Origin of the sequence: Rossellomorea sp. YZS02 (assembly GCF_033963925.1) — a bacterium.
GTDB lineage: Bacteria > Bacillota > Bacilli > Bacillales > Bacillaceae_B > Rossellomorea.
On record NZ_JAXBLY010000003.1, the window covers coordinates 64,842 to 76,905 of the forward strand.

Consider the following 12,064-nt stretch of genomic DNA (forward strand, 5'->3'; position numbering starts at 1 on the left):
TTCTCCCCCTCTAAAGATCTCAATAACAGTCGTAATTTTCATACATCATTATACTCCTATAAGAATGAGATTGAAAGGGATTTCACAATGGAATTTCCTTCTCGAAATAACATGAAACCTCGTCTTCTTCCATATAAGTAAACCCGTTATTTTGATAAAAACGGATCGCGTCCGCCCACCGCTTGTTCGTTTCAAGGATGAGCCTGCGTGCGCCGAGGGAGTATGCTTTTTCTTCTAGATGTTGAAGCATGATGCGGCCGAGTCCGCATTTCCTGTAGGGAGAAAGCACGGACATCCGGACGATTTGATAGGTGTGTTCGGACTCTCTTCTGATCGCGCCGGTACAAATAATTTCGTCCTTCTCTCTTCCTACAAAAAAATGATGCTCATTGCCGTCATACTCAAGTGAAATATCATGAATATCGGGATTCAGGCTATGATCGATGAATCCGAACCGTTCGAGGAATCCGGATAGTATCACATTTTTCGCCTGCTCGCTTTGGTGTTTTTCGATGGGTGTGATGATCATGGGGTGTCGCTCCTTTAATAGATAGTGTTGTATTAAAGTTAGACATATTGGGGGAGAAATCCTGCTTATGCATTCTTGTCTTAGGGATGGAAGATGGGAGTATCGACCTTTGTGAGGACTTTATCACCACCAAGGTCCGTCCCTCAAAAAAATAAGAGCCCCACGAAGGACTCTTACTCACTCTTCTTAAATTGCTCGCATTTTACTTCTATATCATCGATCATGGCGATCAGGCGATCGATATCGTCAATGTCCGCTTGTTCAGGGTCGATCGAGTCCAGAACGTCGACGAACAGGTTCAGGCGCTGTTTTAAATAACTTACTTGTGAGTCTTTATCATTGATAGCTTTACCCAAGAGTTCTCTCTCCTTTCAGTACGTTTACTATGGTAACCAATAACTTTCCGATTGACAAGGGCTGACCCTTTCTCAATAATGGATAGATGACCTAATCATAAAGGAGCTTTTACGAATGAAAACTGATACTCTCTCCAAGAAAATGTCCATCGACCATGATCCTTGGGAGGCTTATTTAGATGTGGATGAGCACGGTGATATCACGCTTTCCAATATCGAATTCACCACCACGACGCTCTGTAACATGAGATGTGAGCACTGTGCCGTCGGTTACACCCTTTCACCGAAGGACCCGAGCGCACTGCCCATCGAACTGATTCTCGGAAAACTTGATGATATCAAGACTCTACGTTCCCTTAGTATTACCGGTGGGGAGCCGATGATGTCCAAGAAATCCGTAGAAAATTATGTGTTACCTCTACTCAAGTATGCACATTCCAGAGGCGTACATACCCAAATTAACTCGAATCTGACACTGGATCTTGATCGCTATTTAATGATAGCACCGTACCTCGATGTCCTGCACATCTCACATAATTGGGGAACGATCGATGAATTCATCGATGTCGGATTTGCCAATATGGAGCGGAAACCAACCAGGGAGCAGCGCCGGAAATTGTTTGACCGCATGATTGAAAACAGCCGTGCACTATCTGAACATGGAGTACTCGTTTCGGCGGAAACCATGTTAAATAAAAACACTCTGCCTTACCTGGAAAAAATCCACCGGCAGGTAGTCGATGAGATGAAATGTGGTCGTCACGAAATTCATCCGATGTATCCATCCGACTTTGCTTCGAGCCTTGAGACTCTTTCATTAGAAGAAACTCGGGACGCCATCCGGGATATTCTCGCATTCCGTGATGAGAATGTGTGGATGCTGTTCGGAACTCTGCCTTTCTACCCTTGCAGTTCTTCACAAGAAGATTTGGACCTTCTGAAGGAACTTTACTCGGCAAAAAAGGTGAGCGTCCGAAATGACCCGGACGGCCGTTCCCGTCTGAACGTGAACATCTTTACAGGAGACGTCATCGTCACGGACTTCGGTGACACCCCTCCTCTCGGAAATATCACGAACGATACACTTCCGGACATTTTTGAAAAGTGGAAAGAGCAGCCACTCGCGAAAGAACTGAACTGCCATTGTCCAATGGCCCGCTGCCTTGGACCGAACGTGCTTGTTAAGTCGATGTATTATCAGGATGTGGACTTTTCGAAGCGTGAAGCGAAGATTTCCCGTTCATAATGAAGATCGAAGCCCAAATCTGTTGTGGATTTGGGTTTTTCCTTTGGTACCACACTAAAGGTAAACTCGTACCACTAATAACCAAACACGTGCCACATTGGAATATCCCAATTCCTCCACTTAAGGTCCGTCCCTCAAAACCAACCCCAAAACCCTTATATAACAACGTTTCCCCACCAAAAAGCAAGGTCCGCCCCTCAACTTCTTCTTCTCAAAAAAAAACACTACGGATCTTCATCCGAAGTGTTTTTTATCCAATGGGTTCGCGGTCGTTGTTGGTGGTGATTTTATCAAGTGCCGGATCCATGACGTTGTATTTTTGTTTTTTGATTTCTGCATAGATCTTAGCTCTTCTTGCACCGAACCATACGCGTAATGTGATGAAAGCAATTAATAGACCTCCAAAAATAAGTAAATAATCCATTGTACCTCTCCTTCAATTCAGAATATTCTAATTATTATAACATATTAAAGTAAATAATAAAAGAGTGAAATAAGGATTTACCCGATTTCACTCTTCTTTAAACATTTATCTTGGTGTTTCGCTTGCCATGAAGCCGAAATGGACGTGATCCTGAACCGGAATCCACGCTCCGACTCCTTGTGACGTAACGTTTTTTACGACGATGGAGCGTTTGGTTCCTTTCATGACGAGGTACACTTCCCCATATGTCACTTTTCCTTTTTCGTTGATGGCAGGTGCGTATGCATACAGGTAACCAAGTCGTTTAGGTGAGATGTTATACACCTGGTCCTTCTTCGTCCCCGCACCTACTATTGTCTGGAATGCAAGTGGAAGCTTGGATTTATCCATGGCTTTGATGAGCATCATTTTTTCCACATCATCAGCATGGGGTACTTTCGCTGTCAATCCACCCTTCACGACTTTCTGTGCTTCTTGGACGTAGTGTATCTGGTAATTGTTTTTTCCTCCGCGGTTATCGAAGTAATTGGTATTGACCTTCTGGTATTCCCAGTTCGGGGAGGTTTCCGTTGATGCATAGTTCAGGGGCCATTCCCCTAGATAAATAGTGGCACGAAGTCCGATTGTCGGTGCTTTATTGACCGTGGACTCATTCAGCATGCGGATCAGGTTCGGATTTTCGATTCTCACATTGGAGGTTTCGATCAGTTCCTGACTCCATTCGCTTGGTTGAAGATACGGCTGATCCTGAGTGGAGTTCGGGTACGTATTTTCCTTGGCGATATTTAAAACAGAATTAGGGATTTTTACGCTGGTATCTTCCTTTGCCTTGGGAGCTTTCTCCGCTGCTTTTGGTTTTTCATTTGACTTTTTAGGACTGCTTTCAGCATGTATGCCTGTTGTTGCAACAAAAAATGCGAGAATGACCATAAGAACAGTGCGCATTATTTTCATTAATTTGACTCCTTTCAATCTTAGCTTAAGGGTTTGCCGTTAGTTTTTCCTAGAAGCCTCGCCTTATCCAAAAAACTTTATTTGAAAGAATATTTACAAAATTCTAATTTTATTTTATACTAATTTATGAAGAGAAAACGTTAGGCTTCTCCTACAAAGCATACTGACGTTTTCAATCATTCCTACATTCCCTAAAAAAAGCAGTGAAATCCTTTGACGGATTTCACTGCTTTTTTAGTCGTCACATGAACAATGAAGATCGATGCAATATGGCTTTGAAACGATCTTCTTTCCTTCCCATAAGATGAATGCTCTGACGGTGATACTTTCATTCATTCCGTGCTTAGGGTTTATGTCTGTTGAATATCCCCCGTCTTCTTTTGTCATAGTTGGATTTGGCTTGATGATACGCTTCAACTGTTCTTCCAACACTTCAAAGAATACCTCTACATTTTCAAGGGGAGACTCATCGCATATTACTTTCCCCGTTATACATGCTCCATCGCAGTCCACCATATCAGGAGCGCACAGGGTCAATTCCGGTTTCCTGCATATATCGCATCCGGCCCAGGCAAAAGCTCTATCTGTAATCATCCTGCCTTCCACTGAAGCACTCGCGAAAAGTGGGATGTCTTGAAAAATGGTACCCGAAGGGACTGAAGCTTCACTGGAAAACCTACCGTTTCCATCTGTTGTGACAATCCTATCCGAAAATTGAAGAATGGGGCTGTTTAAGATGACTTCTAAATCGGCAAGGGGTATACCGTCACACAACACTTCCCCCTTCACTTTTCCGCAGCAATCAATACTGTCTATATTATCGAGTTTGATTTTCGGGTGCTGACATGTGCAACGAATTCTGACCTTTTTCGTTTCAGCTGCCATTTCCACCCCTTTGATTTCAGCCGTTGCCCGAACCTCGGCTTCTTTGGATACATGTGAATCAGGGATCAGCCTTGCTTCATACTCTCCATTATCATTTGTTTTCAAGCTATCGGGGGTTATGGTACCCACATCTGGTGTAATCTTCAGCTTGATATCTACACCGGCAACCGGCTTTCCATCACAAGTGAAATTCCCCGTAATAGGCGCACCACAGCATTCGATGCAGTCCGGTACGCAGAGGGTCAGCTTCGGTTTTTCACAAGTGAGACAACCGGCACGAACGAACACCATTTCAGAAACCGCTATTCCATCTACCGTGGCTGTTGCTGTAAATGGCACCTCCCTAAATGGTGTATTCGGTGGAACGAAAGCAATGGTTGAGAATTCGCCGGTTTCATCTGTGACCACGATTGCAGGTTTGAACGTTATCACTGGGCTTGAAAGAGTGACTTGCTGATTCGCCAGTGGAAATCCTTCACATGAGAGATAACCTGCAATGATTCCTTTACAGTTAAGTTTTTTTATTTTCTGGATATGAATCTTCGGATGTTTACAGCGACAATCAATGATGACCTCTCCAGACGCTACAACCTGCTCCCCTTCAACCGTTGCTTTTGCTTTGAATAAAATGGTTTCCTGGAATCCGAGTCGCGGCCTGATCATGGTGACATATCTTCCATCTTCATCGGTGAATGCCGGATTAGGATCCACCTCCACTCCATCAGGTGTCGAGGAGATGACGGTAAATAATATTCTGGCACGCTGAATGGGTTTGCCATCGCATGTCAGCCTTCCGAACAGTTTCGCTCCTTCACAGGTGACAGTATCACACGGAACTTCAAGCGTTAACTTTGTCTTTCGGCACTTTTTACAACCTGCTATTACGGTATCACTGTCACTGATGGTTTTGCCATCAATTTCTGCTGTTGCTGTATAGGACGCCGTTTGAAACGGTGTTCCTTTTTTCACAGTGACAACAGAAGAAAATCTTCCGTCTTCATCCGTTATTGGTTCCGGAGTCTGGAACTTCAGAATGGATGAACCCGTCAATGTGACCGGAATATTAGCCTGAGGAACACCATCACAGGTGACTTTGCCTGATACGGTTGCCTGGCAGTCGATTTTTTTCAGCTTCTTTAGCTTGATGGATGGATTCTTACATTTCACACAGCGTACTACCACCTCCCTCGTTTCCGAGCACACCTTTTTCCCTCCAATTTTTGTCACAGCCGTAATGCGAATGGTTTCATTTACATCAGGAAACGGGACCAGAGTCGCCGTGTATCTTCCATCACTCTGTGTAATGGCAGGATTGGGAGTGATGACGACCCGGTTGGATTCGGATTCGATGATGAAGGTGATGGCTGCATTTCCGATTGCAAGCCCATCGCACAATAGCCTTCCCTTGATCTTTGTTCCCTTACAGCCGACAGGACAAGGAATGGGATCTAGCGAGAGGTCAGGATCTTTACATTTGATACAGTCCACTCTTACAGAAATGGAATCACTGATAGTCTTTCCGATGACGACAGCCGTTGCCGTAACGATGACATTCGGTGTAATCGGCGTCCCTGGTGCCACGGTCACCTTCGTCGAAAAACGCCCCGTGCTGTCGGTGACCGGTGTCGGATCATCAAAGTCCAGAAGATCCATACGCGAAGATGTCAAAGTGACCGTCACACCTTGAAGGGGCTGAAAATCACACAATACTCTTCCGCTGATGATGCCTTTACAGCTGATGATACCGATATCGTCTAATTGTATGGTTGGATTTTTACACCCTTTAAAGGGAAAGATCCCTTGACATCCTCTAGGCGGTAAATCAATTTTGCAATCGATGACTTTACCGTTCGTCGGTTTTTTCTTTTTTTTCATGCTACTCATTCCTTTGCACAGAAACTCTCTTGGTATCTTATTCAGAAATGAGTAGGCGGTTCTCACAAAATGATTTCCTTGTTCTTTGCAATAGAAAAAGCCCCGGCAGGGAAACTGCCGAGGCTTTATTAGATTACAGTAAATAAAAACCGATCCCCATGATGAAGTAAGCTGCAAGCAGGGTCAACCCTTCAAACCAGTTGGTTTCCCCATCATTGGAAATGATCACCGTCAGTAAGACTGCGGATACCATGGCCACGAGTTCCGGTAAAGTAAATACGAGTGACATGCTTTTTTCGAAAAATAACGAAACCAGGACCAGTACAGGTGCTACAAACATCGCGACCTGCAAGGTGGAGCCGACGGCAATTTCCACTGCGACATCCATCTTATTTTTATACGCCATAATGACCGCTGAAGCATGCTCAGCCGCATTTCCTACAATGGCGACGATGATAATCCCGATGAAGAGTTCGCTCCAACCGAAAGCTTCCCCTACTTCTTCGAAGGTATGGACAAGTCGTTCAGAAACATATGCCACTGCAAGAGTAGATACAGCGAGGATGAGTAACGCCTTCCCCTTGCTCCACTCCGGTTCTTCGTCGTGATCGTGAGCACCTTCTCCCCCCTCGCTCTGATACACTCCGCGGTGAGTGACAAGTTTGAAGAAAAGAGCGAATAGGTAAAGGAGGATCAAAATGACCGAGATCCCGATGGAAAGGCTCATCGTCCTTCCTTCATTCATATCCATGGAGAACACTTCAGGAATGACGAATGCCACAATGATGGCGAACATGAGAAGCCCTGAATTATGACGGGCGTCAAACACGTTGAATTTCTGGCGCTTGAATTTGACTCCTCCGACGAAGAAGGAAAGGCCGGCGACCAGAAGAAGATTCCCGAGAACGGATCCTGTCAGGGAAGCCAATACGACCCCGATCAAACCAGCTTTCAGCGCAAAGATGGAAATGATCAATTCAACAGCATTACCGAAAGTGGCATTTAAGAGTCCGCCGATGCGGGGACCCGATACAACAGCCAAGCTTTCCGTTGCCCTTCCCATGAAGGCTGCCAGTGCAATGATGGTGACGCAGTAGACAACAAACATGATGACACTTGGCCAATGAAGCAAGGAACCGATCACCGAAACCGGGACACCTGCGAATACGAGCAGAGTAAATACTTTATTCACGTTAACGATCCATCCTTTTTCAGAAATTTGGTTAAAACAGTCCTGATTAGACACATTAAAGATAGAACCCATTTTGGAGGAATATTCATGGCACAATCCTTGAAAGATAAAATAGTAGAACTGTTTTCCCATCATAAAATCGGCACCCTTGCCACCATCCGTGACAACAAACCGTACTCTCGGTTTATGATGTTCGATCATGACGATCTTACTCTCTACACGGCAACTAACGAACATGCCCATAAGGCCGAAGACATCGCACAGAATCCTTATGTGCATATCCTTCTCGGGTATGACCGTGACTCTAATCATGAACATTATGTAGAAATCGAGGCAGAGGCGTCGGTCGAAGAATCCACGGACCTGAAAGCAAAATTCTGGAACGAAAAACTCAAGCACTGGATCGCAAGCCCCGACGATCCCGAATACCTGCTCCTCAAACTCACCCCCAAAACCATCCTCTACTACGAAAAACCTGGCAGCGAACCTCAGGAACTGTAGAGGAGTTCATTCTGAAGAGGGACGGACCTCTACCAAGAAGAGTTAGGATAGGGTCGTTGTCATTTCGAGGGACGGACCTTCGCATCGGTAGAGACCTACTAAGGTTTCTATCTATTCCGAGGTCCGTCCCTCGTCTATTGACTCACTTCACCCGAATCCCTCATTCATTAGGGACGGACCTCCACACAATGATCATCCTCACGTAACCATCAGCGGATGGAGGTCCGTCCCTCCAAACTTTTTATCCCACCAATTCAAACGTTTCCTCAATCTTAATGCTGTCCTGTACCGATTGCACCATGGAGCAGTTCTTCCTTGTAAGCTTCATGGCCTTTTCGATCTTTGCTTCGTCAAGGTCCGTCCCTCTGATGGTGAAGTGGAGGGAGATGGCTTCGACGCGGTTGGCTTCGTCTTCGTTGCGGGTGACGTCGGCTTTGATGTGGATGTCGTCGAATTGAATGCGCATCTTTTCCAGTACTTTACGCAATACGCCCCCACTGCAAACGGCAACGGATGATACGAGCAGCTGGAACGGGCGGAATCCATATTCTTCGTTACCCGATACCTCCAGTTTTCCAAACCCTAAATCTGTGTAAAATCCGCCTTCTTGCATTTTATATTCCATTTCTTCTTCATTCCTTCCTATATATGTTAGTAGATGTTTTGATTTTACTCTATTCATCCCGTATTGCCAAACATTGCAATTGAGGGTACCATCAAAGAAGACATTTACTACGATTGGGAGTTCTGACAAATGAATCAAACATTATCCTTCCGTTTCAAGGTCCTTGTCGGGATCGTTGCCATTTCCGGTTTTTCACAAGGAATGCTCCTTCCCCTCATCGCCATCATATTTGAGCAGGACGGCCTGTCCTCCTCCCTGAACGGATTAAACGCAACAGCCCTTTACATCGGAATTCTGCTGGCTTCTCCTTTAATGGAACGCCCCCTGCAGAAAATCGGCTATAAACCGATGATCATCATCGGCGGGATTGTCGTCGCAGTATCACTCTTATTATTCCCGGTGTGGAAGTCCTTCTGGTTCTGGTTCATCCTCCGCCTTCTGATCGGAATCGGTGATCACATGCTCCATTTCTCTACCCAGACGTGGATCACGTCGTTTTCACCGAAAGAGCATCGCGGACGGAACATATCCATTTACGGAGTTTCCTTTGGAATCGGATTCGCCGTCGGACCGATGATGACCCAGCTCATCACGATCCATCAGGCATTGCCGTTCATCATTTCTTCCTTATTAAGCTTAACAGTTTGGATGTTTGTCTTTAAATTACAGAATGAACACCCGGAGCAGCAGAACATCGGGAGTGCCTCGTTCCTCGGATCATTCCAGCGTTTCGGAAAGGTTCTCAAATATGCATGGGTCGCCTTGTTGCCACCTCTCGGATATGGATTCCTGGAAGCCTCCCTGAACGGGAACTTTCCTGTTTTCGCCCTGCGAAACGGTCTTTCCATTGAAGCCGTGGCGATCCTCCTTCCTGCATTTGCAGTGGGAAGCATCATCTCACAGGTCCCCCTTGGGATCTTGAGCGACAAATATGGTAGACAAAATGTCCTCCTCATCGTCATGATGATCGGATTCCTGTGTTTCTCGGCTGCCGGCATCGTATCCCAATCCACACTCGGCCTATTCATTTGCTTTACTCTTGCAGGGATGGCCGTGGGTTCGACGTTTTCCCTCGGCATCAGCTATATGACAGATCTCCTTCCCAAGGAATTACTGCCAGCGGGAAACATCATGTGCGGAATCTTCTTCAGCTTCGGCAGCATGATCGGCCCATTCATCGGCGGAATCACCATTGATTGGCTAAAGGGATCAAGCTTCTTCTATTTGATCGCCGGCATGATGCTGATGATTTTTGTGAGCCTTCTACTCTTTTCTTTTCAAAATCGGCATGGAGAAATAACCCAGAATAACTAGCACAAAATGCTTTCCATCCTCATATACTTGTGGTAGGATTAGATTATAATAATTACAAATTACTAACTTTATATATTTTCAGCTAAGAGCACGTGTTGTTTTGCTGTCACCTTTCACTGGTGGCAGCTTTCGTCGTTTTATAGGGGTAATGACGTTGATTATTATTCTCAATGAGAATCTCCCATTTTCAATTAATCAAAGGAGGAACATACTATGAGCTCACAATCCAAAGCACTAACAATGGGGACACCGAATGATAAAATCCACTTCCTTGAAAAAATAAAGCCCCATGCAGAATTGATCGCAGCCCTCATCAGCGGTGTGTTTATACTACTCGGATGGCTGACATCAAATGATGACTCAAGCATGAGCATCATCTTCTACCTCCTTGCTTTTGCCATCGGAGGTTTCGCCAAAGCGAAAGAAGGAATCGAAGAAACCATCGAAAACAAGGAACTGAATGTGGAAATGCTCATGATTTTTGCCGCCGTCGGTTCTGCCATCATCGGATACTGGACGGAAGGTGCCATCCTGATTTTCATCTTCGCCGTCAGCGGAGCACTTGAAACGTATACAATGAATAAAAGCCAAAAAGAAATTTCTGCCCTTATGCAGCTACAGCCGGAAGAAGCATGGCTCGTCACCGATTCCGGGGAAAAGAAAGTCAGTGTCTCAAGCCTTGAAATCGGCGACCATATCCTGATCAAACCAGGTGAACGGGTACCAACGGATGGTGTCGTCGTAAAAGGCACGACTTCCATCGATGAAGCGGCGATTTCCGGTGAAGCCGTCCCTGTTTCAAAAGGTCAGCGGGATGAAGTGTTCGCCGGTACGGTCAACATTAACGGTGCCATCACGGTAGAAATGACCAAACCGAGCAGCGAAACCCTTTTCCAAAAAATCATCGATCTTGTTCAATCGGCACAAAGTGAAAAATCCCCTTCCCAGCAGTTCATTGAACGGTTCGAAGGGACGTATGTCAAAATCGTGCTCGCCGTCGTGTTCCTGATGATGTTCCTCCCTCACTACATCCTCGGATGGAGCTGGACGGAAACATTTTACCGAGCCATGGTCCTGCTCGTAGTCGCATCACCGTGCGCCCTGGTCGCTGCCATCATGCCGGCCAGTCTTTCGGCAATCTCAAACGGTGCCCGCCACGGAATCCTTTTCAAAGGCGGTGCCCATCTTGAGAATCTGAGTAATATCAAGGCGATCGCCTTTGATAAAACAGGGACCTTAACGAAAGGGAAACCCGTTGTAACAGACATTCTGATTGCTGAAAATGAGGATGAACAAGAAATAATGGGTGTCGTGGCTTCCATTGAAAACCAATCCAATCACCCACTCGCACAAGCCATCGTCGGTCACTCAACCCGGGAGCTTAACGTGGAGCTCACCCAACCCGACTCCCTTGAAGATGTATCCGGCTGGGGAGTCAAAGCCCTTATGAAAGGGTCTGAATGGAAAATCGGGAAAGCCGACTTTGTGGATAAAATGTTAGCAGAACGGTTTATGGACGGAGCATACGAAAGAATTGCCTCCGAAGGAAAAACAACCGTATTTGTCGCAAAGGAAAAGAAGATTGTGGCCCTGATCGCTTTAAAAGACGTCGTACGAAAGGAAACCGTCGAAGCCTTGAAGCTCCTTGAGAAGGAAGGCGTCCAAACGATCATGCTGACGGGTGACAATGAGAAAACAGCCCGTGCCATTGCAGAAGAAGCAAAGGTCGCAAGCTACATTGCCGAATGCCTTCCTGAAACGAAAGTAGATGAACTGAAGAAATTGAAGCAGCAATTCGGGACCGTTGGGATGGTCGGCGACGGAATTAACGACGCCCCTGCCCTTGCAACGGCCAACGTAGGGATTGCCATGGGGGAAGGAACCGACGTCGCCCTGGAAACCGCCGATGTCGTGCTGATGAAAAACGACCTTACCCGAATTGCCGAAGCCATCAAACTATCAAAAAAAATGAAAAGCATTGTCCAGCAAAACGTCATCTTCTCCATCGCCGTCATCATGTTGTTGATTGCTTCAAACTTCCTGCAGATCCTTGACCTTCCATATGGGGTCATCGGTCATGAAGGAAGTACGATTCTGGTCATCCTGAACGGTCTGCGCTTGTTGAAGTGACGTGTCGGAGCATCCAATCTCTATGATTGGGTG

General features: G+C 45.9%; 11 protein-coding genes. 4 read left to right on the forward strand and 7 right to left on the reverse strand.

What is annotated here, in order from left to right; genetic code table 11:
- Positions 1–82: 82 nt before the first annotated feature.
- Both SLH55_RS04425 and SLH55_RS04430 read right to left on the reverse strand, forming a co-directional pair.
- The gene (locus tag SLH55_RS04425; RefSeq protein WP_219167652.1) at positions 83–529 is read right to left on the reverse strand and encodes a GNAT family N-acetyltransferase; all 447 of its coding nucleotides are present in this window, start codon (positions 527–529) and stop codon (positions 83–85) included.
- Positions 530–702: 173 nt separating this feature from the next.
- Complete coding sequence (locus SLH55_RS04430) at positions 703–885, reverse strand: SE1561 family protein (RefSeq protein WP_034761313.1); 183 nt, start codon at positions 883–885, stop codon at positions 703–705.
- A gap of 115 nt (positions 886–1,000) precedes the next feature.
- On the opposite strand from SLH55_RS04430, the gene yfkAB reads away from it, so the two are divergent.
- A complete protein-coding gene (gene yfkAB / locus SLH55_RS04435) occupies positions 1,001–2,131 on the forward strand; it encodes a radical SAM/CxCxxxxC motif protein YfkAB (protein ID WP_226671889.1) in 1,131 nt (376 codons plus the stop codon).
- Between the two features lie 250 nt (positions 2,132–2,381).
- On the opposite strand, the gene SLH55_RS04440 is transcribed toward yfkAB, so the two are convergent.
- The 4 genes from SLH55_RS04440 to cax all read right to left on the reverse strand — a co-directional run bounded on the left by SLH55_RS04440 (position 2,382) and on the right by cax (position 7,461).
- The gene (locus SLH55_RS04440) at positions 2,382–2,555 is read right to left on the reverse strand and encodes a hypothetical protein (protein WP_219167654.1); all 174 of its coding nucleotides are present in this window, start codon (positions 2,553–2,555) and stop codon (positions 2,382–2,384) included.
- 105 nt (positions 2,556–2,660) lie between these two features.
- A complete protein-coding gene (locus tag SLH55_RS04445) occupies positions 2,661–3,509 on the reverse strand; it encodes a YfkD family protein (RefSeq protein ID WP_320322791.1) in 849 nt (282 codons plus the stop codon).
- A 234-nt stretch (positions 3,510–3,743) separates the two neighbouring features.
- The gene (locus tag SLH55_RS04450; RefSeq protein WP_320322792.1) at positions 3,744–6,269 is read right to left on the reverse strand and encodes a hypothetical protein; all 2,526 of its coding nucleotides are present in this window, start codon (positions 6,267–6,269) and stop codon (positions 3,744–3,746) included.
- Positions 6,270–6,402: 133 nt separating this feature from the next.
- Entirely contained in the window at positions 6,403–7,461 is a 1,059-nt protein-coding gene (gene cax / locus SLH55_RS04455; protein ID WP_320322793.1) for a calcium/proton exchanger, read from the reverse strand.
- Positions 7,462–7,548: 87 nt separating this feature from the next.
- On the opposite strand from cax, the gene SLH55_RS04460 reads away from it, so the two are divergent.
- On the forward strand, positions 7,549–7,962 hold the full coding sequence (locus SLH55_RS04460) for a pyridoxamine 5'-phosphate oxidase family protein (protein WP_320322794.1): 414 nt from the start codon (positions 7,549–7,551) through the stop codon (positions 7,960–7,962).
- Between the two features lie 241 nt (positions 7,963–8,203).
- On the opposite strand, the gene SLH55_RS04465 is transcribed toward SLH55_RS04460, so the two are convergent.
- A complete protein-coding gene (locus tag SLH55_RS04465; RefSeq protein ID WP_320322795.1) occupies positions 8,204–8,587 on the reverse strand; it encodes an OsmC family protein in 384 nt (127 codons plus the stop codon).
- Between the two features lie 129 nt (positions 8,588–8,716).
- On the opposite strand from SLH55_RS04465, the gene SLH55_RS04470 reads away from it, so the two are divergent.
- Both SLH55_RS04470 and SLH55_RS04475 read left to right on the forward strand, forming a co-directional pair.
- Positions 8,717–9,901 carry an MFS transporter gene (locus SLH55_RS04470; protein WP_320322796.1) on the forward strand — a complete coding sequence of 395 codons (1,185 nt, stop codon included), beginning with the start codon at positions 8,717–8,719 and terminating at the stop codon, positions 9,899–9,901.
- Between the two features lie 213 nt (positions 9,902–10,114).
- Positions 10,115–12,031, forward strand: coding sequence for a heavy metal translocating P-type ATPase (locus SLH55_RS04475; protein WP_320322797.1), 1,917 nt, complete (start codon positions 10,115–10,117; stop codon positions 12,029–12,031).
- The last annotated feature ends 33 nt before the right edge of the window (positions 12,032–12,064 follow it).

Excerpts from the sequence above, each read along its gene's own strand:
- yfkAB (WP_226671889.1), top strand. The coding sequence starts at position 1,001 with ATGAAAACTGATACTCTCTCCAAGAAAATGTCCATCGACCATGATCCT.
- SLH55_RS04465 (WP_320322795.1), bottom strand. The coding sequence starts at position 8,587 with ATGGAATATAAAATGCAAGAAGGCGGATTTTACACAGATTTAGGGTTT.
- SLH55_RS04475 (WP_320322797.1), top strand. The coding sequence starts at position 10,115 with ATGAGCTCACAATCCAAAGCACTAACAATGGGGACACCGAATGATAAA.
- SLH55_RS04460 (WP_320322794.1), top strand. The coding sequence starts at position 7,549 with ATGGCACAATCCTTGAAAGATAAAATAGTAGAACTGTTTTCCCATCAT.
- SLH55_RS04450 (WP_320322792.1), bottom strand. The coding sequence starts at position 6,269 with ATGAAAAAAAAGAAAAAACCGACGAACGGTAAAGTCATCGATTGCAAA.
- SLH55_RS04440 (WP_219167654.1), bottom strand. The coding sequence starts at position 2,555 with ATGGATTATTTACTTATTTTTGGAGGTCTATTAATTGCTTTCATCACA.
- SLH55_RS04445 (WP_320322791.1), bottom strand. The coding sequence starts at position 3,509 with ATGAAAATAATGCGCACTGTTCTTATGGTCATTCTCGCATTTTTTGTT.
- SLH55_RS04470 (WP_320322796.1), top strand. The coding sequence starts at position 8,717 with ATGAATCAAACATTATCCTTCCGTTTCAAGGTCCTTGTCGGGATCGTT.
- SLH55_RS04425 (WP_219167652.1), bottom strand. The coding sequence starts at position 529 with ATGATCATCACACCCATCGAAAAACACCAAAGCGAGCAGGCGAAAAAT.